21 protein-coding genes and 1 other RNA gene are annotated in these 22,868 nt (G+C 31.6%); 3 read left to right on the top strand and 19 right to left on the bottom strand.

Translation table 11 applies throughout. From position 1 onward, the window contains the following. Window positions 1-137: 137 nt before the first annotated feature. Window positions 138-1,478, top strand: a complete 1,341-nt coding sequence (locus NST10_RS02960; RefSeq protein WP_000798995.1) for a PepSY domain-containing protein — start codon at window positions 138-140, stop codon at window positions 1,476-1,478. A gap of 344 nt (window positions 1,479-1,822) precedes the next feature. Here NST10_RS02960 and NST10_RS02955 read toward each other — a convergent pair whose 3' ends face one another. The 6 genes from NST10_RS02955 to NST10_RS02930 form a co-directional block, all read right to left on the bottom strand. Beyond that, window positions 1,823-2,155 (bottom strand): DUF4889 domain-containing protein, encoded by a 333-nt coding sequence (locus NST10_RS02955; protein WP_000516800.1) that lies wholly within the window; start codon window positions 2,153-2,155, stop codon window positions 1,823-1,825. An 83-nt stretch (window positions 2,156-2,238) separates the two neighbouring features. Continuing rightward, the gene (locus NST10_RS02950; RefSeq protein ID WP_000487150.1) at window positions 2,239-3,384 is read right to left on the bottom strand and encodes a class I SAM-dependent RNA methyltransferase; all 1,146 of its coding nucleotides are present in this window, start codon (window positions 3,382-3,384) and stop codon (window positions 2,239-2,241) included. A 208-nt stretch (window positions 3,385-3,592) separates the two neighbouring features. Then, an RNA gene (gene rnpB, locus NST10_RS02945) (RNase P RNA component class B) lies at window positions 3,593-3,972 on the bottom strand. Between the two features lie 62 nt (window positions 3,973-4,034). Next, the gene (gene gpsB, locus NST10_RS02940; RefSeq protein ID WP_001286320.1) at window positions 4,035-4,379 is read right to left on the bottom strand and encodes a cell division regulator GpsB; all 345 of its coding nucleotides are present in this window, start codon (window positions 4,377-4,379) and stop codon (window positions 4,035-4,037) included. A gap of 13 nt (window positions 4,380-4,392) precedes the next feature. Continuing rightward, the gene (locus NST10_RS02935; RefSeq protein ID WP_000241308.1) at window positions 4,393-4,956 is read right to left on the bottom strand and encodes a DUF1273 domain-containing protein; all 564 of its coding nucleotides are present in this window, start codon (window positions 4,954-4,956) and stop codon (window positions 4,393-4,395) included. After that, the gene (locus tag NST10_RS02930) at window positions 4,949-5,299 is read right to left on the bottom strand and encodes a YppE family protein (RefSeq protein WP_001000803.1); all 351 of its coding nucleotides are present in this window, start codon (window positions 5,297-5,299) and stop codon (window positions 4,949-4,951) included. Before NST10_RS02930 ends, NST10_RS02935 begins: the two co-directional genes overlap by 8 nt. Before the next feature lie 538 nt (window positions 5,300-5,837). On the opposite strand from NST10_RS02930, the gene recU reads away from it, so the two are divergent. Both recU and NST10_RS02920 read left to right on the top strand, forming a co-directional pair. Next, window positions 5,838-6,464 carry a Holliday junction resolvase RecU gene (gene recU / locus NST10_RS02925; protein WP_001108885.1) on the top strand — a complete coding sequence of 209 codons (627 nt, stop codon included), beginning with the start codon at window positions 5,838-5,840 and terminating at the stop codon, window positions 6,462-6,464. Beyond that, a complete protein-coding gene (locus NST10_RS02920) occupies window positions 6,461-8,611 on the top strand; it encodes a transglycosylase domain-containing protein (RefSeq protein WP_000138342.1) in 2,151 nt (716 codons plus the stop codon). The genes recU and NST10_RS02920 overlap by 4 nt, the downstream gene beginning before the upstream one ends. Window positions 8,612-9,160: 549 nt before the next feature. Here the strand turns inward: NST10_RS02920 and NST10_RS02915 are convergent. The 13 genes from NST10_RS02915 to NST10_RS02855 all read right to left on the bottom strand — a co-directional run bounded on the left by NST10_RS02915 (window position 9,161) and on the right by NST10_RS02855 (window position 22,867). After that, complete coding sequence (locus NST10_RS02915; RefSeq protein ID WP_000182035.1) at window positions 9,161-9,502, bottom strand: YpoC family protein; 342 nt, start codon at window positions 9,500-9,502, stop codon at window positions 9,161-9,163. 4 nt (window positions 9,503-9,506) lie between these two features. Continuing rightward, on the bottom strand, window positions 9,507-10,166 hold the full coding sequence (nth, locus tag NST10_RS02910) for an endonuclease III (RefSeq protein WP_000253765.1): 660 nt from the start codon (window positions 10,164-10,166) through the stop codon (window positions 9,507-9,509). Next, a complete protein-coding gene (locus tag NST10_RS02905) occupies window positions 10,156-10,842 on the bottom strand; it encodes a DnaD domain-containing protein (RefSeq protein WP_000362222.1) in 687 nt (228 codons plus the stop codon). The genes nth and NST10_RS02905 overlap by 11 nt, the downstream gene beginning before the upstream one ends. A gap of 327 nt (window positions 10,843-11,169) precedes the next feature. Continuing rightward, on the bottom strand, window positions 11,170-12,462 hold the full coding sequence (gene asnS / locus NST10_RS02900) for an asparagine--tRNA ligase (protein WP_000858795.1): 1,293 nt from the start codon (window positions 12,460-12,462) through the stop codon (window positions 11,170-11,172). Between the two features lie 321 nt (window positions 12,463-12,783). Next, the gene (locus NST10_RS02895; protein WP_000525060.1) at window positions 12,784-15,477 is read right to left on the bottom strand and encodes an ATP-dependent DNA helicase DinG; all 2,694 of its coding nucleotides are present in this window, start codon (window positions 15,475-15,477) and stop codon (window positions 12,784-12,786) included. 23 nt (window positions 15,478-15,500) lie between these two features. Beyond that, window positions 15,501-16,472 carry a biotin--[acetyl-CoA-carboxylase] ligase gene (locus NST10_RS02890; RefSeq protein ID WP_000049917.1) on the bottom strand — a complete coding sequence of 324 codons (972 nt, stop codon included), beginning with the start codon at window positions 16,470-16,472 and terminating at the stop codon, window positions 15,501-15,503. Continuing rightward, window positions 16,459-17,661 carry a CCA tRNA nucleotidyltransferase gene (locus NST10_RS02885; protein WP_000361536.1) on the bottom strand — a complete coding sequence of 401 codons (1,203 nt, stop codon included), beginning with the start codon at window positions 17,659-17,661 and terminating at the stop codon, window positions 16,459-16,461. The genes NST10_RS02890 and NST10_RS02885 overlap by 14 nt, the downstream gene beginning before the upstream one ends. Before the next feature lie 4 nt (window positions 17,662-17,665). Next, a complete protein-coding gene (bshA, locus tag NST10_RS02880) occupies window positions 17,666-18,808 on the bottom strand; it encodes an N-acetyl-alpha-D-glucosaminyl L-malate synthase BshA (protein ID WP_000690024.1) in 1,143 nt (380 codons plus the stop codon). Window positions 18,809-19,051: 243 nt separating this feature from the next. Then, on the bottom strand, window positions 19,052-19,369 hold the full coding sequence (locus NST10_RS02875) for a nucleotide pyrophosphohydrolase (protein WP_000839927.1): 318 nt from the start codon (window positions 19,367-19,369) through the stop codon (window positions 19,052-19,054). A gap of 335 nt (window positions 19,370-19,704) precedes the next feature. Next, on the bottom strand, window positions 19,705-20,385 hold the full coding sequence (locus NST10_RS02870; RefSeq protein WP_001827022.1) for a zinc metallopeptidase: 681 nt from the start codon (window positions 20,383-20,385) through the stop codon (window positions 19,705-19,707). A 71-nt stretch (window positions 20,386-20,456) separates the two neighbouring features. Beyond that, complete coding sequence (locus NST10_RS02865) at window positions 20,457-21,044, bottom strand: DUF1405 domain-containing protein (RefSeq protein WP_000154479.1); 588 nt, start codon at window positions 21,042-21,044, stop codon at window positions 20,457-20,459. Then, complete coding sequence (locus tag NST10_RS02860) at window positions 21,034-21,609, bottom strand: YpiB family protein (RefSeq protein WP_000005208.1); 576 nt, start codon at window positions 21,607-21,609, stop codon at window positions 21,034-21,036. The genes NST10_RS02865 and NST10_RS02860 overlap by 11 nt, the downstream gene beginning before the upstream one ends. 13 nt (window positions 21,610-21,622) lie before the next feature. Beyond that, entirely contained in the window at window positions 21,623-22,867 is a 1,245-nt protein-coding gene (locus NST10_RS02855; protein ID WP_000389521.1) for a tetratricopeptide repeat protein, read from the bottom strand. Window position 22,868 lies beyond the last annotated feature (1 nt).

Here is a 22,868-nt window from a genome sequence, read left to right as displayed (position 1 = left end):
AAACATTCCAACTTAAAAGTTCATTTTTCTAAAAATCACAAATCATTGTTAAATTTTTCTAGAAAATAAATATTGTCACAGTTTGTTCACACACGTCACAGAATTGACACCGTATAATAGCCAATTGGGAGGGAAATATGAAAAATACATTTAATCCATTACAAAGATTACATTTCTACGCAGCAATATTTATTGCTCCACTGTTAATCACTTTAACCATTTCGGGCATTGGTTATTTGTTCTTTCCAGAAGTTGAAAATAATATTTATAAGAATGAGTTTTTTGGTGACAGTGATGTCAAAACGCATCAAACATTAAATGATGCAGTACATCAAGTTGAACGACAATATGAAGGATTCTTTGTAAGTAAAGTTAGCATACTTGATGAACCATATAACAAACGAATTACACTGAGTGATATGGCAGGAAATCAGCGTTACGTCTTTCTAGATCATAACAATCAATTTGTTGCAGATCAAAATGCGAAACATACGTATTCTAATGTGATGCGAAGTATACATAGTTCTTTGTTTACTGAAAATACTATTATTAATTATTTAGTTGAGTTAACCGCATGTTGGACGATATTCATGATTTTATCTGGTACTTATTTACTCATTAAGAAGCATTTAATTTCTAACAAAAGTAAGGCACTTCATTGGCAAAAGTGGCACGCAATGATTGGAATTATCATTGCAATTCCAGTATTTGTATTAGTCTTAACTGGATTGCCATGGTCTGGTTTTATGGGCAGTAAAATTGCCGGTATGATGGACACAAACGGTGACCTTGGTCAAGGTGAATTAGCGATTAATCCACCTAAATCAGATTTGAATGAATTACCTTGGGCTACACGTAAAAATAAACAGCCAGCTTCATCCGAAAAAGGTTCAAGTGGTCATCATGGTAATGCAGCAATGCCTCAAACTAAATTAGATTATCAAATATCTATTGATAAGGTCGTTGAACAGGCGCAAAAATCTGGTATTAAAAAGCCGTTTTCAATCGTATATCCAAGTGATAAAATTGGCACCTTTATTGTATCTAATACTAGTAATTCAGGTGTTACTGGGCTAGATGTATCTCCTTACAAGGAACAAACACTTTATTTTGATCAATATAGCGGTAAAAAGCTAGGTACGATTAAATATGATGACTACGGTATTATTGCTAAATGGTTTACGTGGGGCATTCCGCTTCACGAAGGTCATTTATTCGGTATTGTAAACAAAATCATTAATTTATTTGTATGTATCGCTTTATTAGTAGCCATTGGTATGGGATTTGTCTCTTGGATAAATCGTACAAAAAATACTGCAGTAAAAGTACCACATCGCGTAAAAAAACCAGCATCTATATCACTCATCATATGTTTAATTGTATTAGGACTATTAATGCCATTATTTGGATTATCACTTATCCTAGTATTTATAATTGAATTAATATTATATATTAAAGATCGTCGTGCTAAACAATAATGCACTTAAAGTTTTGAACTGACGAAATTTACAAAATGATTCTCTAATTACTTAAAACAGGTTCTATAATAAATCGAACTGATGGAGCTTGGGAGATAAATCAATGTTCTAGGGTCTATAATATTATATTGGCAGTAGTTGACTGAATGAAAATGCGCTTGCAACAAGCTTTTTTCAACTCTAGTCAACCTTGCCGGGGTGGGACAACGAAATAAATTTTGTAAAAATATCATTTCTGTCCCACTCCCATCTGTCCGATTTTTTGAATTTGAAGATAAAAAAGCATCTAAAACGTATAAGAAGATTACTTTACTTCTTCCAAATTACGTTATAGATGCTTTTTATTAATTCATATGCATGTCGTGAATTTTCATCATTAAACCGTGTGGGACGTCATCATGTTTAACAATCTCTTGTTTATAAAATGTCTTCCCATCATCTTTAGAAACTAATTTTACAAAGTCTCCTTTTTTCGGTTTAAAATCATTTGATGGTTCTACTTTGATATTATGTTTGACTAATCCATCTTTTTCACTGACAACTTTTTCTGCATTTGTATTACTATTCATATAACCAAAATAAGTCGTTTTTTGACTAGAAAAAATCATTAAACATACAACGGCAATACCAATAACAACCAATGCTATAGATAAACCTAGACCCATTTTTTTACCCATTTATAGACTCCTCCATTTTTCAAAAGTACCTATTATCATGAGAACATAATTATTACTAGTTTTAGTCACGCATTAGAAACACTTTAGTTTTCAATAGTTTTACGTTCTGTCTTTTTACCCCAGTATTGATAATAAGTACATTCTATATATCCATTAAATAACTTACGTCGCTTCGTTGCTTTACGATCTACTAAATATTCAAATTCTTTATTACTTGTTAAAATGTATGTAGATAAAAATGGATGTTGTTTCATTAGTTTACCAATATAACGGTACATTTCTTCAACTTCTTCACGATCACCAATACGTTCACCATATGGAGGATTTCCAATTAACGCAACCGGTTCTTCTGTATCAATTGTTAATGTATTGACATCTTTTACACTAAATTTAATAATATCAGACAACCCCACTTCTTCAGCGTTACGCTTAGCAATCTCTACCATTTCAGGATCGATATCAGAAGCATATACTTCGATTTCTTTATCATAATCAGCCATCTTATCCGCTTCATCACGGTAATCATCATAAATATTTGCTGGCATGATGTTCCATTGCTCTGATACGAACTCTCGATTAAAACCAGGTGCGATATTTTGAGCAATTAAACAAGCTTCTATAGCTATTGTACCCGAACCGCAAAATGGATCAATTAAAGGTGTATCACCTTTCCAGTTTGCAAGACGGATTAAACTTGCTGCCAACGTTTCTTTAATTGGTGCTTCACCTTGTGCTAATCTATAACCACGTCTGTTCAAACCAGAACCTGATGTGTCGATAGTCAATAATACATTATCTTTTAAAATGGCAACTTCAACGGGGTATTTCGCACCTGATTCATTTAACCAACCTTTTTCGTTATATGCGCGACGTAATCGTTCAACAATAGCTTTCTTAGTTATCGCCTGACAATCTGGCACACTATGTAGTGTTGATTTAACGCTTCTACCTTGAACTGGGAAGTTACCTTCTTTATCAATAATAGATTCCCAAGGGAGCGCTTTGGTTTGTTCGAATAATTCGTCAAATGTTGTTGCGTTAAAACGTCCAACAACAATTTTGATTCGGTCTGCTGTGCGCAACCATAAATTTGCCTTTACAATTGCACTTGCGTCTCCTTCAAAAAATATACGGCCATTTTCAACATTTGTTTCATAGCCTAATTCTTGAATTTCCCTAGCAACAACAGCTTCTAATCCCATCGGACAAACTGCAAGTAATTGAAACATATATGATTCTCCTTTTATACAGGTATTTTATTCTTAGCTTGTGTTTTTTATACATTTCCAACAAATTTAATCGCTGATACATTAACGCATTTGCTTATCATTTTAAAACAAAGCAGTGTCATTATATCAAGATAAGGCGTTAATTTTAAGTGTTCTTTTCATGAAAAAAGCTCTCCATCATCTAGGAGAGCTAAACTAGTAGTGATATTTCTATAAGCCATGTTCTGTTCCATCGTACTCATCACGTGCACTAGTCACACTGGTACTCAGGTGATAACCATCTGTCTACACCACTTCATTTCGCGAAGTGTGTCTCGTTTATACGTTGAATTCCGTTAAACAAGTGCTCCTACCAAATTTGGATTGCTCACTCGAGGGGTTTACCGCGTTCCACCTTTTATATTTCTATAAAAGCTACGTCACTGTGGCACTTTCAAATTACTCTATCCATATCGAAAGACTTAGGATATTTCATTGCCGTCAAATTAATGCCTTGATTTATTGTTTCATCAAGCACGAACACTACAATCATCTCAGACTGTGTGAGCATGGACTTTCCTCTATATAATATAGCGATTACCCAAAATATCACTTTTAAAATTATAACATAGTCATTATTAGTAAGACAGTTAAACTTTTGTATTTAGTAATTATTTACCAAATACAGCTTTTTCTAAGTTTGAAATACGTTTTAAAATATCTACATTATTTGAAGATGTATTTGTTGTTGTATTATTCGAAGAAAAACTTTTATTGTCCTGAGGTCTAGATGTTGCTACACGTAGTCTTAATTCTTCTAATTCTTTTTTAAGTTTATGATTCTCTTCTGATAATTTTACAACTTCATTATTCATATCGGCCATTTTTTGATAATCAGCAATAATGTCATCTAAAAATGCATCTACTTCTTCTCTTCTATAGCCACGAGCCATTGTTTTTTCAAAATCTTTTTCATAAATATCTTTTGCTGATAATTTCAATGAAACATCTGACATTTTTTCCACCTCATTAGAAACTTTGATCTTCAGACCACTGTAAGTCATTGATGAATGCTGTTAATTCATCGAACGTCACAATATCACAAGTATAGTTTGTTTTATCCATAAAATCAACTAACATCTGCTTGAAGAACTTAGGACTCGCCTCTTGTTCCTCATCATAAATGAGCAATGTTTGATCCGAATGTTCAAGCATAAATTGATCTGCTTGTTTAAATTGAAAAGGACCTTGATACGACGTATGAAAAATACTATCAACATAATCTGCATGCTTAATTATGTTGGCATACTTACTTTGATTATGTTCATTCCACTTTTCTGTATGTCCTTGGAACGGTGTAATTACAGCAAACTTTAACGAATCATATGTTCGTTGTAATTCAATAACAACTTCTGCAGTCCATAATTCTATACCCATTTGCCCTTGTATTAACACCCATTCTAATCCTTCATCCAACAGTTGTTCAATTTTATGTTTTATAAATTGTTTTAAATAATGTACTTCAGGTGCGTCATCTTTAAAAATGTTTAATTCGAATGATTTGTAACCTGTTACATAAACTGTTTTAACCATAAGTACCCTCTTTAGTTACGCCATCTAATATATTTTGTAAATCATATTGAACACTTTTAAGCTTTTCAATAAATAACTTTCGACTTGTTCGCTTAAAATGACATTCGACAGAAAGTTGTTCAATGTTAGCAATCAATAGCTCAAATTTCCTTGAATTCATATAAGGTACTTCTATAATAAATTCACGATGTAATTTGATCTCATTGAGCAAGCTATCAATATGTTCAGTATATGGCTTTACAGTTTGGTAAAAATCATGATCTTGTTGTTGTGATTTCACATTTTCGAAATTTTGTTGCATGTTGTTAACTTCATAAATTAGTGATTCGACTACATCATTCATGAGGACGCCTCCTACATTTTTTAATTTATCACAATATACTGTATTCGTCATGTTTTAACACTCTATATAATTTGATTTAACTTATTTTCAAATGTGTTATCTGTTAAATCAAGTAAATCTAAAAACTTCCTATATAAATACAAAATTTTATCGTGTATGTTGTTATACGATGAAAATACTTTTAATCTAATAAAATCATTTAAATCAAATACACCTCTGTTGATTAACAACACATACTTGTACTTGCCTCAAAAATAATAATTACTGATCATGATTTGACTTTTATAACAAAATTCAAAAATATTGTAATGAGTATTCATTTTTATAAGCAAAACTTTTCAATTAATTAAAATTGTGTGTAAAATTCCAACATTAACGGTAAATGTATTATAATATTATTGTGTTAATGCTGAAATCACGTTAAAATAAGCTTTGGTGTATTGTGTCTTTCGCATTTATACTAATTTAAGTTTGGTATTTCACTATAATGTTGTGTATAATAAACAACGTTTACTACCAAACTTGTGTGGTGAAATTTATGAATTATCCAAATGGTAAACCATATCGTAAAAATAGTGCTATAGACGGAGGGAAAAAGACCGCTGCCTTTAGTAATATTGAGTATGGTGGACGTGGTATGTCACTTGAAAAAGATATCGAACATTCAAATGCGTTTTATCTTAAAAGCGACATTGCAGTTATTCACAAAAAGCCTACGCCAGTACAAATAGTTAATGTCAACTATCCTAAGCGGAGTAAAGCTGTGATTAACGAAGCTTATTTTCGTACACCTTCAACAACTGATTACAACGGCGTTTATCAAGGTTATTATATTGATTTTGAAGCAAAGGAAACTAAAAACAAGACGTCCTTTCCTTTAAATAATATTCATGACCATCAAGTCGAACATATGAAAAATGCATATCAACAAAAAGGTATTGTGTTTTTAATGATTCGTTTTAAAACGCTAGATGAAGTTTATCTTTTACCCTATTCAAAATTCGAAATATTTTGGAAGAGATATAAAGATAATATTAAAAAGTCTATAACAGTTGATGAAATACGAAAAAATGGTTACCATATTCCTTATCAGTATCAACCAAGATTAGACTATCTAAAAGCAGTTGATAAGTTGATATTAGATGAAAGTGAGGACCGCGTATGACGGAAAACAAAGGATCTTCTCAGCCTAAGAAAAATGGTAATAATGGTGGGAAATCCAACTCAAAAAAGAATAGAAATGTGAAGAGAACGATTATTAAGATTATTGGCTTCATGATTATTGCATTTTTTGTTGTTCTTTTACTAGGTATCTTATTGTTTGCTTATTATGCTTGGAAAGCACCTGCTTTTACCGAAGCTAAATTACAAGATCCGATTCCTGCAAAGATATATGACAAGAACGGAGAACTTGTTAAAACATTAGATAATGGCCAAAGACATGAGCATGTAAATTTAAAAGACGTGCCGAAATCAATGAAAGACGCAGTACTTGCAACTGAAGACAATCGTTTCTACGAACATGGCGCACTTGATTATAAACGTTTATTCGGTGCAATTGGTAAGAACTTGACTGGTGGATTTGGTTCTGAAGGTGCCTCAACATTAACACAACAAGTTGTTAAAGATGCATTTTTATCACAACATAAATCTATTGGACGTAAAGCTCAAGAAGCATACTTATCATATCGTTTAGAACAAGAGTATAGTAAAGATGATATCTTCCAAGTATATCTAAATAAAATTTACTATTCTGATGGCGTAACAGGTATTAAAGCTGCTGCTAAGTATTACTTTAATAAAGATTTAAAAGATTTAAACTTAGCGGAAGAAGCTTATTTAGCCGGTTTACCTCAGGTTCCAAACAACTATAATATTTATGATCATCCAAAAGCTGCTGAAGATCGTAAAAACACTGTTTTATACTTAATGCATTATCATAAACGCATTACAGATAAACAGTGGGAAGATGCTAAGAAAATCGATTTAAAAGCGAACTTAGTAAATCGTACTGCTGAAGAACGTCAAAACATTGATACAAATCAAGATTCTGAGTATAATTCATACGTTAACTTTGTAAAATCTGAATTAATGAATAATAAAGCATTCAAAGATGAAAATTTAGGTAATGTATTACAAAGTGGTATTAAAATTTATACAAACATGGATAAAGATGTTCAAAAAACATTACAAAATGATGTTGATAATGGTAGCTTCTACAAGAATAAAGACCAACAAGTTGGTGCAACGATTCTTGATAGTAAAACTGGTGGTTTAGTTGCTATATCTGGCGGACGTGATTTCAAAGACGTCGTTAACAGAAACCAAGCAACAGATCCACACCCTACTGGTTCATCTTTAAAACCTTTCTTAGCGTATGGACCTGCCATTGAAAATATGAAATGGGCAACAAACCATGCGATTCAAGATGAATCTTCATATCAAGTTGATGGATCTACATTTAGAAACTATGATACGAAGAGTCACGGTACTGTATCTATTTATGATGCTTTACGACAAAGTTTCAATATCCCAGCTTTAAAAGCTTGGCAATCAGTTAAGCAAAATGCTGGTAATGATGCACCTAAGAAATTCGCTGCCAAACTTGGCTTAAACTACGAAGGCGATATTGGTCCATCTGAAGTACTTGGTGGTTCTGCTTCAGAATTCTCACCAACACAATTAGCATCAGCATTTGCTGCAATCGCTAACGGTGGTACTTATAACAACGCGCATTCAATTCAAAAAGTAGTTACTCGTGATGGTGAAACAATCGAATACGATCATACTAGCCATAAAGCGATGAGTGATTACACTGCATACATGTTAGCTGAGATGCTAAAAGGTACATTTAAACCATATGGTTCTGCATATGGCCATGGTGTATCTGGAGTAAATATGGGTGCTAAGACAGGTACTGGTACTTACGGTGCTGAAACTTATTCACAATATAATTTACCTGATAATGCAGCGAAAGACGTGTGGATTAACGGCTTTACACCTCAATACACTATGTCAGTGTGGATGGGCTTCAGTAAAGTTAAACAATATGGTGAAAACTCATTTGTGGGACATAGCCAACAAGAATATCCACAGTTCTTATATGAAAATGTGATGTCAAAAATTTCATCTAGAGATGGCGAAGACTTTAAACGTCCTAGCTCAGTAAGTGGTAGTATCCCATCAATCAATGTTTCTGGTAGTCAAGATAACAACACTACAAATCGTAGTACACACGGTGGTAGTGACACATCAGCAAACAGCAGTGGTACTGCACAATCAAATAACAATACTAGATCTCAACAATCTTGAAACAGCGGTGGATTAACAGGTATATTCAACTAATCCACTCAACATAAAAAACTCAGTTATACCATATTTATGGTGTAGCTGAGGTTTTTTTATATGTATTCATACGCTATTGCTATATTAGTAGAAACCGTAAAATCAGTTATTCACATACATTTTGAAACATCTAAATAGTCTTTCATATTCACATCTTTAGCTATGTAAAATTATTGAAATTGCAAAAGTGGTTGTACCCATTTTTAAAATTATGATTATATTTTCTCATAGTCATCTTAGACGTTGTTTTAAATTGATATGTTTATCAATTCCCTGAGTACGTTAATCAGTGAAATATCAACATGTTTGCAACGTATATTCACAATCATAGATATAAGAAATCCACCTACGATTCGAAATAGATATCTTAAACCATACCTCAAGATATCCATTATGATGTAGATGGACATTTTTTATATTAAGACGTTGTAATGACATGACACCTAACATAAATACAAATATGTGTGCATGAATTAGTTTTACATCTTTTCAACATTAGGAAATGATCAAACTTGTCTATACCTGCTTATTCTTTAACCTTGTTTGATAACTAGCATTCATTTTAATCAATTCAGTTTTAAAGGTCTTCATTTGTCGATAGCCCATAAAATGATATTTACGTTCAATCATATAATCATATCTTTCTTTAAAATTCATTGGCACAACAGGATATTGATTTAAATTATCAAAATCAATATTGCCAGTTATGTCATTAACCTGCTTAAAATAATCAATAATTTTACTATGGTATTCATCCAAGTAAGGTTTTGCTTCACTAGAACCTAATGTCTTATTTTTGGCAAATACATCAATCTTTTGTTCTAAATTATCAAATACCTCTTTTGTAATATTTGTCATATTATCACGCTTCTTTCAAACTAGCTTTATAACGTTTTTGTCCTTCTCTACAATCTTCTAATAATGGACAAATATCGCATTTAGGTTTTCGGGCTAAACAGTGGTATCTTCCAAAGAAAATGAGTTGATGATGGCTCCTATTCCATCTATCTCTAGGTATGACAGAACATAAACGGTCTTCTACCTGTCTCACATTATCTTTCCAACGATTAATACCTAAGCGTTTAGAAACACGTTCTACATGCGTATCAACAGCTAATGAAGGTTCATCAAATGCTACACTCATGACTACATTAGCAGTTTTACGTCCTACACCTGCTAAACTTTCTAATTCCTTATGTGTTTGTGGTATTTCTCCATTAAATTGATCAATCAAAGATTGACAAAGTTTCTTAATATTCTTAGCTTTGTTACGATACAGACCGATAGAACGAATATCATTCATAAGTTCTTCATCACTGACTGCCAAATAATCTTCAGGCGTTTTGTATTTTTTAAACAGCTCAGTTGTTACTCTATTTACTAGAACGTCTGTACATTGCGCTGACAATAATACAGCAATAGTTAATTCGAACGGATTATCATGTTTTAGTTCACATTCTGCATCCGGAAACATATTTGCTATAACATCAATCATTTCTAATGCTTTTTTCTTACTTACCATCAAGGTTCTCCCCGTTTAACCAATCAAATTTAGGTACCGTTTTAACTGTGTGCGTCATTTTCGGTTTATTAAATTTTTCTCTTATTTTTCTAGAATCGTCAATTGTTTTGACATTGTTTTTCTTCCAATTAAGTAAAATACGATCCATATATTTAAAGCTAAGTTTATTCAAACTATTCGCCTCGTCTAATGCCGCTTGTATAATTGCAGTATCGTGTTTATCAACATCAATCCATTGATTTAACGTCTCTATTTCATATGGAGATAACGGCCTTGCAAATGTATCCTCTAAAACTCTAAATAATTGTTTAAATTTTTCTTTACTATTTTGCTCTTTCGTTTCCATACTTTGTTGCTTCAATATATGACTTAATTTTTCGAAAAAAGGATCTAGATTCATATATTCAGTAAATCTACCTTCTTCATCTTTTTGAACTTGTAATTCTAGCAATTCACGTTGAATCAAATTTTGAATAACCATTGTAATATCACGTGGTTGCATAGTTGAGCCCTTCTGAAGTAATTCAATTGAAGGCTGTTTGTTTGATGTTTCGGAAGCATAAATCAATTTAAGCAAAATGACTAAATCTTGCTCATCTAAACCTAAGTCACTGTAATGGTCTAATAATTCTCTTCGTATCACTACAGGTCTTGCTTTTAATTGATATTTATCCATGTTCGTGCCCCCTTTTAAATTTAACCATTACTTAATAGTATAAATCATTTTCTTTAATTTTCGACTAAAATGCTTAATATATTTAACTAGTAGCAAACAAATTTTAAATAACAGTATTTTTTAAAACTAGATTTTAACAATGAACTTTATGTATAATCAGACGAGCTATTTATTTTCCAAATATAGTTACTAAACAAAAGTTTGTTCATGATTAATATAAGCCGTTATCATTCTTCATTTTCCAAGCATAAATCGCCCAGCTATTAATATAGGCTGGACGATTCTTTTTATTATCATAATATAAATTTTAAGTAACGACCCTAAAACTTATGGATATAAACGGTTTAATAATCTTGGGAATGGCGCTGTTTCACGAACGTGTTCAACACCAGAAATCCATGCGACTGTACGCTCTAAACCTAAACCAAATCCACAGTGTGGTACACTACCATAACGACGTAAGTCTAAGTAGTAACTATATGCTTCTTCGTCTAATCCATGTTCTTTAACGCGTTGTTCTAACAATTCTAAGTCATCCACACGTTCAGAACCACCTATAATTTCACCGTATCCTTCAGGTGCAATTAAGTCTGCACATAATACAGTTTCTTCATTCTCAGGATTTGGTTGCATATAGAAAGGCTTAATTTTAGTTGGATAATTAGTAATAAATACCGGTAAATCATAATGATTAGCAATGGCTGTTTCATGTGGCGCACCAAAATCTTCGCCCCATTCAATATCATCAAAGCCTTCTGCTTTCAAGAACTCAATTGCATCATCATATGAAATTCTAGGGAATGGTGTCGCAACTTTTTCAAGTTTTGATGTATCACGCTCTAACATTTTCAACTCTAGTTTACAATTTTCTAAAACTGATTTTACTACATGTGTTACATATTGTTCTTGAATTTCTAAACTTTCAGCATGATTTGTGAAAGCCATTTCCCCTTCAATCATCCAGAACTCGATCAAGTGTCTACGTGTTTTTGATTTTTCAGCTCTGAAAGTTGGACCAAATGAAAATACTTTTCCGTGTGCCATTGCCGCAGCTTCTAAGTATAACTGACCACTTTGAGATAAAAACGCATCTTGATCAAAGTATTTAGTATGGAATAATTCACTTGTACCTTCTGGTGCACTTGCTGTCAAAATTGGTGGATCAACCTTTGTAAATCCATCTTTGTTGAAAAATTCATACGTTGCACGAATAACTTCATTTCTAATTTTCATTACAGCATGTTGTTTTTTAGAACGTAACCATAAATGACGGTGATCCATTAAGAATTCTGTACCATGATTTTTAGGTGTAATCGGATAGTCATGCGCTTCTGAAATAACTTCAATTGATTTCACTTGCATTTCGTATCCTAAGTCAGAACGATTATCTTCTGTAATTGTGCCTGTAACATATAGAGATGATTCTTGAGTAATTTCTTTCGCAAGTTTGAATACCTCTTCATCAACTTCTGATTTAACTACTACGCCTTGCATAAAGCCTGTTCCATCACGTAATTGTAAAAAGGCGATTTTACCACTTGAACGTTTATTTGTTAGCCAAGCACCAATTGTAACGTCTTGGTTTAAATGATCTTTCGCTTGTTTAATCGTTGTTTTCATAACCATTCTCCTATTTATTTTTTCGTTATACAATACTCATTCATTTTAACAAAATCCGCTTTCAAGTTCTAGAACTAGACTAAAAGATAACGTGTAAATGGTAATGATTTAAGCACAGATTTGAACATTAATTTATATTAAGACAATACAATCATCAGTTTCAGACAAAATATATAATAAAGCCTCAATATTATTAGTATGAAGGTCGTTTTTTGTGCTAACATTCAAGTTTAATTATAAAACTCAAATTTTGACGACCAAACAAAAATTCTTGTAACAGAACATAGCACATGTCATGTCACAAGAATTTTACTTTGTATTTTACTTTTTCTTTTTTTGAATTTGTCTTAATAATTTTCCAAACTGTTGAATGTCGCCTTTTTTCTGACGATAATTTTCAAGTGTTTGTTCAAAAAAGTTTTTATAATTACTGTTTATGAGTCGATCATCAAATGAAACTATTATGCCGCGATCATTTTCATTTCTAATTAATCTTCCAAGTCCTTGTCTAAAACGTGTAACTGCATCAGGTAATACATATTCCTTGAAAGTTGAAGTGAATTCAGAATCCATAAGCCAATATTTTGCATTATGCTTGTTCATAAACGGTAACTTCGCTATCATCACACATTTAATACCATTTGCTTGAAAATCAAAGCCTTCAAAAAATGTTGACGTACCAAGCAGTATGGCTTTATCAAAATTATTAAACTGTTGTACTATTTTATAATTTTGGTTCTGCTGTTGTGTTAATACAACATAATCTTCAAATTCTGGCAATTCATTTAGCATATCTTGTACCATATGCATCATTTTATAACTCGTAAATAAGACTAAACATTTTGATGACGTTATAGTCGTATATTCAATAATATAGCTTACAATCGATGCTACATACTCATCTATATTTTTATATTGATAAGATGCTACATCACTCGGTATAAATACACTTGTATTTTTTGCACTTTGTAACGATGTGTTAACTTCAAATGTATTAAAGTGAACATCTTTGTTGAATAACTGTTTGAAAGCATCAAACGAATGATTAAATTTTAAAGTACCAGATATAAAAATAAGTGATTTAAATTTTTCCAATACTTGTTTCGTTAATACATCTTTTACAGCGTAATCTTTCACATATAAACGTATTGTTGATTTTTGAGATAGATTTTTAATTGAAATGAAACTAGTATGTCCAGCTTTTAAACTTTGTTCGATATTTTTAAATTTATCTTTTAAATACAACAACTGTTTCCGTAATGATTTAACTGTTTTATGACTAATGCCATTGAATATTTCTAGCGTCTTATTTAACTTATCGATAATCGCATGTAAATCCTTCAAAATGTCTTTTGTTTCAAAAGTAAATACATTATGGAAGCGATGAATATCATCATCATAAACATCAGAATCATTGATAATCGTAAATATCGTTGAGAACAATTGCTCATTTAACTCATGAATCTCATTCATACTAGCCTTCAAGCCAAAAATATCAATTGGTGCAATATCTAATTTTTCCAAAATCCGCTGCTTTTCCAGTTGATCAATTGCCTTTAACAATTTTTCATTTTCGTTTTTACCAATCAAACCAAGCTGATATTTAATATCAGCATAACTCAACTCATTTGTCACTTGATTTAAGGCATAGTCTGGTAAGCGATGTGCTTCATCCACTATACAATCATCAAACAATTGATATATTGAATTTTCAACATCAGAATGAATTAAATGTGCATGATTTGTAATACCAATTTGAATGTTCTGTGCATTTCGCTTAATAAAATTATAATAATGAACATCGTGACGTGCCGGTACATATGTTTCAATTTTCTGGTCAAAATACATCTTTTGACCACCTTTTAAATTTAATTCCTGTATATCTCCGGACGGCGTCTCTGTAATCCAAATCAGCAATTGCATTTTCAAGATATTCACTTCGTAATTACTTGTGTCATCTTTTAAAATTTGACTAATAAGTCCCAATGAAATGTAATCACTTTTACTTTTAATCAATAGTGCATTAATTTTAAAATTCAACGCTTCATTCATTGCTGGAATATCTTTTTCTAACAATTGACTTTGCAGTAATTTAGTATTGGTAGAAATCATGACATGCTTCCCAGTTTCAATATTATACATCAAGGCCGCAAGTAAATATGCTAATGATTTACCACTGCCTAGTGATGCTTCAATCATTGCTTTTTCACTATGCATGAGCTGATCTAATATAGTTTCCGCTAAATATAATTGTTGCGGTCGATATGTTAAGCCAAGTTGATCTACAGCTTTGCTATATAAAGACTTCAAGCTGCCATTATAATTTGTTGTCGGCTTTTTAAAATCAACTTGCTTACGATATATTATCTGTTCGAACTTTTCGTACGATTTATCCAATGGCTTTGCATCATATTGCCTAACCATCTCAAAGAAAATATCATACAAATCGTATTTCAACTGTTTACTTAAATAATATAATTGCTTTAAAGTATCTAACGGTAACTTTTCAAATTTTTCAAAAGCTAATATCATCAATTTAGCAGTAGTAGCGGCATCTTCGTCAGCTCGATGGGCATTTGCTAAGGTAATACCATGTGCCTCCGCTAATTCACTTAATTGATAACTTTTATCTGTAGGAAAAGCTATTTTAAAGATTTCTAGTGTATCTATAACTTTTTTGGGACGATATTGAATATTACAATCTTTAAATGCCTTTTTAATAAAATTTAAATCAAAATCTACATTATGAGCGACAAAAATGCAATCTTTTATCTTATCGTAGATTTCTTCTGCAACTTGGTTAAAATATGGCGCTTGTTGTAGCATATTTTCTTCAATGGATGTTAACGCTTGAATGAAAGGCGGAATCTCTAAATTTGTTCTAATCATAGAATGATATGTATCAATAATTTGGTTATTGCGCACAAACGTTATACCAATTTGAATGATATCGTCAAAATCTAATTGGTTGCCTGTTGTTTCCAAATCCACAACGGCATAGGTTGCCATACCCATAGCTATCTCTCCTTGCTTTAGTGTTAAAAATCTATATCTGCACTAATTAAACGGTGTGATTCACCCGCTTCATCTCTAACAATTAGATAGCCATCGTAATCTAAATCAATTGCTTGTCCTTTAAACTGTTTATCATTTTCTGTAAATAGCAACGTTCTATTCCAGATATTAGAAGCTGCAATATATTCTTCACGAATTTCAGAAAAAGGTAACGTTAAAAATTGATTATATCTTTTTTCAATTTCTTGAAGTAATCTCTCTAAAAATTGATATCTATCTAATTTATTTTTATCATGTAATTGTATACTTGTTGCTCTATATCTAATACTTTCATCAAAGTCTTCTAGTTGTTGCGTCAAATTAATACCTATACCACATATTATTGCTTCTATACCATCATTATTAGCAACCATTTCAGTTAAGAAACCACACACTTTACCATTATCAATATATATATCATTCGGCCATTTCACTTTGACTTCATCTTGACTAAAATGTTGAATCGCATCTCTTATCCCTAATGCAATAAATAAATTAAATTTAGATATCATTGAGAATGCAACGTTAGGTCTTAATACAACAGACATCCATAGTCCTTGCCCTTTTGAAGAACTCCAATGTCTATTAAATCGCCCGCGACCTTTCGTTTGTTCATCACTCAAGATAAAAAATGAAGATTGATTTCCAACAAGTGACTTTTTCGCAGCAAGTTGTGTAGAATCTATTGAATCGTATACTTCACTAAAATCAAACAAAGCAGAACTTTTTGTGTATTGGTCTATTATACCTTGATACCAAATATCTGGGAGTTGTTGTAATAAATGTCCTTTATGATTTACTGAATCTATTTTACATCCCTCTAACTTTAATTGGTCAATCACTTTTTTTACTGCAGTGCGCGATATATTAAGTGATTCCGCAATGCTTTGTCCAGATATATAATTCGGTTTATTTTTATAGAGTAATTGAAGTACATCTTGACTATATTTTGACATGATTATCCACCCATTTCAAAATTTCAGTTTCTTCGTTGCTTACTTTACCAGTTACAATCGCTATCTCAATTTGTCTTAGCAGATCTTTTAACCACGGACCACTTTTAGCATTTAAATGTGCCATAAGTACACCGCCATTAACCATCATGTCTTTTCTATTATGCATAGGTAAACGATGTAATGTTTCATCAATCGTTTGAAGGTTAACGATTAATGGTTCATGTCCTTGAATATCATTTGCCTTTAACACGTCTGCTGCAACCATTACATTTTTAATGAGATTCGTATCATAATCATAAACAAACATTTTTAATTGTTCTTTTGTAATAATACTTGGTAATGCATTCATAATTTGAATATATTGATTGATATCTTTTACTTGTCGGTTACTTAGCTTTAAAGGCTTCAATGAGTAATTAATATCAAATTTAACTGATACTATAGCAATCAACAATTCTAAATCAATTGGTTCAGTCACATTAATTTGATTCATATCAAGATGTTCGAAATATGGCATATAATTAAATGCTTTCAGCGATTTTAAATGATTAAAACTCTTTTCAACATTAATACCTCGCATTAATTTAGTTAGTTCAATCACTATACGCTCAATTGATAAAAATTTAATATCTGCCATTTGTGTACGCATCGCTTCGAATGTTTCCGTTGCAATATCAAATGATAATTGTGACTGGAATCTTAAACATCGAATCATACGTAAAGCATCTTCTTGGAATCGTTCCTCAGCTATACCTACAGTTCTTATTATTCGATTATTAATATCTTGTTGACCATCAAAATAATCATACAATTTGTTTGCTGTATCCATTGCTATCGCATTCATCGTGAAATCTCTTCGTTGCAAATCTTCGTATAAATCACGAACAAATGTAACACCACTTGGTCTACGGTGATCGACATAATCTTCTTCAGCCCGGAATGTTGTCACCTCATAATTTTCATCATTAAAAACTACATTTATGGTGCCATGTTCTTTACCTACAGGTATCGTATGACTAAAGATAGATTCTATTTCATCTGGCGTTGCACTTGTTGTGATATCTATATCATGAATATTTCTTCCCATGACATAATCTCTTACAGAGCCACCTACATAATATGCTTCAAAACCATTGTCTTGAATTTGTTCTAATATAGGCCTTGCCTGTTCAAATAATGATTTATCCATATTATTACTCGCCTTTACTTTTGTTATGCTCATTTAGCATTTTTTGATAGTAATACTCATATTGATCTGTAATGAGTTCTGATCCAAAACGTTCAGCAATATCTGCTAGCATGTTTTTCTGAAGTTTGTTGTATAACACCTTGTCTTCAAGTAATCGGATAGCATAGTCACTCGCTGAATCACTATCACCCACATCTACGACAAATCCAGTTTCACCATGTTTAATAACCTCTTTAATTCCACCGGCATTTGAACCAATTGGAACGACGCCTGTTTTCATAGCCTCAAGTAAAGTTAGTCCAAAGCTTTCTTTTTCACTTAATAATAATACTAAGTCAGATAATTGGTAAAATTCACTTACGCAATCTTGTTTCCCTAAAAATAAAACATCTTCTTCTACGTTTAACTCTTTCGTCTTTTGACGCATTGGCACTAATTCAGGACCATCACCAAGTAAAATTAATTTACTAGGTATCTTTTCACGTACTTTTGCAAATGTTTCTATAATAGTATCTATGCGTTTTACTTGTCTAAAATTCGATACATGTATTAACACTTTTTCATCTGGTGCTATACCAAATTGTGATTTTAATGCTGTGTTATGTTTAGTTGGAAACTCATTTTCACGTACAAAATTATAAATCGGTATAATTTCTTTGTTAGTTTCGATAATTTCATGTGTTTCTTGCGCTAAAGATTTACTCACACTTGTCACAATATCACTTTTTTCAATGCCAAATTTAATTGCACCTTGGAGTGAATGATCATAGCCCAAAACAGTAATATCAGTACCGTGTAGCGTTGTCATAATTTTTATATCTTTACCTGACATCTCACGAGCTAAAATCCCACAAATTGCATGAGGTACAGCATAGTGCATATGCAACAAATCAAGATCATATTCTTTAATAACTTCAGCGATTTTAGTACTTAACGTAATATCATACGGTGGATACTGAAAAACTGCATATTGATTCACTTCAACTTGATGAAAAATCATATTCGGTAATGGTTTTCTTATTCTAAACGGGATATTTGAAGTGATAAAATGTACTTCGTGACCTCGCTCTGCTAATTTAATTCCTAATTCTGTGGCAATAATTCCAGAGCCACCCATGGACGGGTAACATGTTATACCTATCTTCATTCGCTTGCCCATCCTTTCTTTCTATTTCTCTTTCTATTATTCTCGATGCGTAGATAATTGTTTAAATTTAAGTTTATAGTAATGTTGAGTTTATAATTTCAAATATCTAAAAAACAGGTGTTGTATATATAATCATTTATCTAGTTATACTTACTTTAAAAATAATATGATTTCATGCGATGCAATTCATTAGTCTATGTTTTTAATCTTAATCAAATCCAAATAAAGCATATATTTTTATATTCACTTTCTTTTGAATCGATTTTTATCTCTTGTATTAAACTTTTCCATTGTTTCATTAAAGCTCTCTGTCATATCTATTCCCATTGAATTCGCTAAACATAACAACACAAATAAATTATCACCTAATTCTGCTTTAATCGTATTTGCTTCCTCTGAATCTTTCTTCTTTTTTTCACCATAGGTATGATTTATTTCACGTGCAAGTTCGCCCACTTCTTCAGTCAATCTAGCTAAGTTAGCTAATGGTGAAAAATATCCTGTTTTAAATTGTCCAATATATTCATCAACTTCACGTTGCATTTCTACCATTGATTTCATTTCTACGTTCTCCTTATATTGCATTTCTAATATAGTATATATCAATTTGAAGTCTCATGCATGTTTAGTGCAATCTACTGACTCTAGCTAAACTAGATGACAAGTTGTTTTTTTTAGTAGTTTAATAATTCAGTTTATATAAATGTAATGCATTCCTAACTAAATTAAATCAATTGAAATTGAGATTATAACTTTATGATTCGTACCACTACAATAAAATAATATATTGAATAATCTACCATTAGAAAAATAAGCACAAAAAAACTAGCAACCACACAAAATGTGATTAGCTAGTTAATAAGTGTCTAATTTAAGTTAATTGTTAATCTATAAGATTAATCACTTGAACGCGCAATCAAAATAATACGTACAAGCTCTGCTACAGCGACAGCAGTTGCTGCTACATAAGTCATTGCTGCTGCAGATAATACTTTACGCGCATGTTTGTATTCCTTTTCATTTACAATGTTCAATGCCGTAATTTGTTTCATCGCTCTTGAACTCGCATCAAACTCAACTGGTAACGTAACAATTGAGAATAATACCGCTAATGACATTAAACCAGCACCAATCCATAAAGCAGTTGAACCAAATGCACTACCTATCGCTGTTAAGATAATACCTAACATGATGATCATATAACTTAATGAACTCCCTAGGTTTGCAACAGGTACTAATGCTGCTCTGAATCTTAAGAACCAATATCCTTGGTGATCTTGAATGGCATGACCAACTTCGTGGGCTGCAATTGCAGTTCCAGCAACTGATGGTCTGTCATAGTTTGCAGGAGATAGTGAAACAACTTTCTTTTTAGGATCGTAATGATCTGTTAAGAATCCTTCACCTTTAACAACTTCGACATCATAAATACCGTTTGCATGTAAAATCTCTAATGCAACTTCACGACCCGTTTTACCACTAGTTGATCTAACTTGTGAATATTTCTCATAGTTAGATTTAACTTTGTGTTGTGCCCATAAAGGAAGCACCATTAATATTACGAAATAAATTATCATAGTAAAAATTGAAGACAATAAACTCACTCTCCTTTATAAATATTTTACTGTCATTTGCAGTTTTTATCAAATCATTTACACTTTAATAATTTGTTTAATTCAATATAAAGCAAAAGTCCAAAAACACTCAGACAACATGATAATACACCAATTTGCCACACATGTGTAGTTATAAAATCATAATATGGAAATTGAAGGTGAAAATAGTCAATATAATCATTCAAAAATACCCAAGTCATCGCTACACTAATTCCAATCATAGAACGTTTAAACCTAGGATAGAAGTAAATTGCCTGAACAGCCATTATACTATGGGAAAACATTAATACCAGGCCATTTACTGTAATATCACCTTGCTCAATAATAAATAATATATTCATAATAACTGCCCAAATCCCATATTTGAATAATGTTACAAATGCCAGTGCATCGATAATACTATTTTGTTTTTGTATTAATATCAATGAGATTGAAATAACTAAGAATAATATTGCAGTTGGGCTATCTGGAACAAAAATCTTAAACTGCCACGGCGTATGACTTAATTGTTCACCATACCATATATAACCATAAATCATCCCTAATATATTACAAATGAGTAGCATCATTAGCCAAGAACGTTGATAAAGAGTATATTGCCAAAGTTTATTAATCGTCATCTGCTAAGTCCTCAAATTGATTATGTTTATTTACTAGCTTGAGTGTATTTAAAATTTGCGTTAGTTGATAAAAACGTTGCTTTTCATTCATCTGTAAACTTAAATCAATATTATGTAGCAAGTAATCTATTAATAACGCATGTTTATGCCGATCTATAGCCATACTATTTAAATCATGAAGATAAGTTTGATAGCTGGGCGATTCCGTTAGTTGAGCAACTATTAAATCATCTAGCCTTTGCTCACGCTTTGACACGTTTGCGAAGTGAATTTGAATATCAAAAGCACCGTTATGATTAGCGATATAATCAAATATTTCATTTGTATTCATTAACTTTATATTATGCTTAGTAAATTGAATTGCAGAAGCGTGACTTCCCACTTCTGCAATTTCTAATGTTTCATGATGATTAATTTTTGTATCTACAAAATGAATGTTTGCCAATTTCGCCTCATTCACTTTTATATAGTTAAGCACCCAAACTGCAATACGCGACTTAAATCGATATTGAAAAAGTAAATATTCAATAAAACTTTCTTTAATTTGATTGAGTGTCTCTGACATCAAATACCCCATTTTAAGATTGTAATCTTGATAATTCGTCATGCCAATTTTCGTTACTTGGTTCTAGTTCCAACAATTGATTTAAAATAGTAATTGCTTGTTCCATTTGACCAATTTCAATTAAATAGAAATAATAATCACTCATAAAATCAATATTTGTTTTCATAGTTGGATATGCTAATTCAAAGAAATGTTGAGCTTCTTTATCTCGCTCTTCTTGACCATAGGCGAACGCTAAATGCCAGATGAATGTAGGATCCAAATCTTCTTCATCTACATATGTTAATAATTCAATGATTGCTTCATAATCTTCTTCATTACGATATAAATCGCTTAAAATCAATAATGGTTCTTGGTAAGCATTATCAACCTCTAATGCTTGTTTTAACAATAATACACCTTCATTAGCATCGCCGTGTTCTATTTCCAAACATCCAGTTGTATACATTAACTCTTTATAAAATTGACTTAGTCGTAATCCCTCTTTACCCGTTTCAATGGCATCTGGATAATTTTTTTCATTTTCATATAATGATTGTAAATACAAGTAGCCTTGAATATAATCAGGATCTTTAGAAAGTAATGTAGTCATTATTTTAATTGCTTCTTGAGTGATGTCATTTTTATCGTAAGAAATGGCTTTTTTGAGATAATCTTCTGAAGTCATTTCATCTTCATTAATTTCATCGTATAAGCGAATCGCATCACTATAGTTACCACTTTGTAAGCTACAATCTGCCATACGAGAGAATAAGTTTACACCATTAACTTGATATTCACCAGTTTCTAAAACAGTTTCGTATTCAGAGGTAGCACGTAAATATTGACCATCATAATATAACATTTCAGCCAACGCAAAATGGATTATTGGATCATTTGGCTCTAGTTCAAGTGCTTCTTGTAATTTATCAATAGCAACTTCCATCATATTAATTTGTTGATATAAATCTGCTTCTAACATCAACTTTTCAGGTGATGGTTCAACATAACTTAAATATTCTAACGCTTCGTCAGTTTGATTTTCAGACATTAAACCTTCAATAAAATAAATCAGCAATTCACTTTCGTCTGGATATTTGTGATATAACACGCGGAATACTTCTAAACCTTGTGGCATTAATCCAAAATTGTAAAGTGTCTCTCCTAGAATAAATAATGCGTCATCGTTGTCAGTAGTTATTGCTTCATTAACACGAGAGTCTAAATTTTCTAGTTTTTGTAGATTGATATCGTCTATTAATTTATAGATATCTTCCATT

The organism is Staphylococcus sp. FSL W8-0305 (assembly GCF_037966415.1).
GTDB classification, from domain to species: domain Bacteria; phylum Bacillota; class Bacilli; order Staphylococcales; family Staphylococcaceae; genus Staphylococcus; species Staphylococcus aureus.
This window is presented reverse-complemented; position numbering and strand designations above follow the sequence as displayed.

Excerpts from the sequence above, each read along its gene's own strand:
- NST10_RS02860 (WP_000005208.1), bottom strand. The coding sequence starts at position 21,609 with ATGTCAGAGACACTCAATCAAATTAAAGAAAGTTTTATTGAATATTTA.
- NST10_RS02955 (WP_000516800.1), bottom strand. The coding sequence starts at position 2,155 with ATGGGTAAAAAAATGGGTCTAGGTTTATCTATAGCATTGGTTGTTATT.
- NST10_RS02935 (WP_000241308.1), bottom strand. The coding sequence starts at position 4,956 with ATGGTTAAAACAGTTTATGTAACAGGTTACAAATCATTCGAATTAAAC.
- NST10_RS02930 (WP_001000803.1), bottom strand. The coding sequence starts at position 5,299 with ATGAATGATGTAGTCGAATCACTAATTTATGAAGTTAACAACATGCAA.
- NST10_RS02885 (WP_000361536.1), bottom strand. The coding sequence starts at position 17,661 with ATGGATAAATCATTATTTGAACAGGCAAGGCCTATATTAGAACAAATT.
- NST10_RS02870 (WP_001827022.1), bottom strand. The coding sequence starts at position 20,385 with ATGATAATTTATTTCGTAATATTAATGGTGCTTCCTTTATGGGCACAA.
- asnS (WP_000858795.1), bottom strand. The coding sequence starts at position 12,462 with ATGAAAACAACGATTAAACAAGCGAAAGATCATTTAAACCAAGACGTT.
- NST10_RS02855 (WP_000389521.1), bottom strand. The coding sequence starts at position 22,867 with ATGGAAGATATCTATAAATTAATAGACGATATCAATCTACAAAAACTA.
- NST10_RS02875 (WP_000839927.1), bottom strand. The coding sequence starts at position 19,369 with ATGAAATCAATGGTAGAAATGCAACGTGAAGTTGATGAATATATTGGA.
- NST10_RS02890 (WP_000049917.1), bottom strand. The coding sequence starts at position 16,472 with ATGTCAAAATATAGTCAAGATGTACTTCAATTACTCTATAAAAATAAA.
- NST10_RS02895 (WP_000525060.1), bottom strand. The coding sequence starts at position 15,477 with ATGGGTATGGCAACCTATGCCGTTGTGGATTTGGAAACAACAGGCAAC.
- NST10_RS02950 (WP_000487150.1), bottom strand. The coding sequence starts at position 3,384 with ATGTTTCAATTACTTGCAGTTTGTCCGATGGGATTAGAAGCTGTTGTT.
- NST10_RS02920 (WP_000138342.1), top strand. The coding sequence starts at position 6,461 with ATGACGGAAAACAAAGGATCTTCTCAGCCTAAGAAAAATGGTAATAAT.
- gpsB (WP_001286320.1), bottom strand. The coding sequence starts at position 4,379 with ATGTCAGATGTTTCATTGAAATTATCAGCAAAAGATATTTATGAAAAA.
- recU (WP_001108885.1), top strand. The coding sequence starts at position 5,838 with ATGAATTATCCAAATGGTAAACCATATCGTAAAAATAGTGCTATAGAC.
- NST10_RS02865 (WP_000154479.1), bottom strand. The coding sequence starts at position 21,044 with ATGACGATTAATAAACTTTGGCAATATACTCTTTATCAACGTTCTTGG.
- bshA (WP_000690024.1), bottom strand. The coding sequence starts at position 18,808 with ATGAAGATAGGTATAACATGTTACCCGTCCATGGGTGGCTCTGGAATT.
- NST10_RS02915 (WP_000182035.1), bottom strand. The coding sequence starts at position 9,502 with ATGACAAATATTACAAAAGAGGTATTTGATAATTTAGAACAAAAGATT.
- nth (WP_000253765.1), bottom strand. The coding sequence starts at position 10,166 with ATGGTAAGTAAGAAAAAAGCATTAGAAATGATTGATGTTATAGCAAAT.
- NST10_RS02960 (WP_000798995.1), top strand. The coding sequence starts at position 138 with ATGAAAAATACATTTAATCCATTACAAAGATTACATTTCTACGCAGCA.
- NST10_RS02905 (WP_000362222.1), bottom strand. The coding sequence starts at position 10,842 with ATGGATAAATATCAATTAAAAGCAAGACCTGTAGTGATACGAAGAGAA.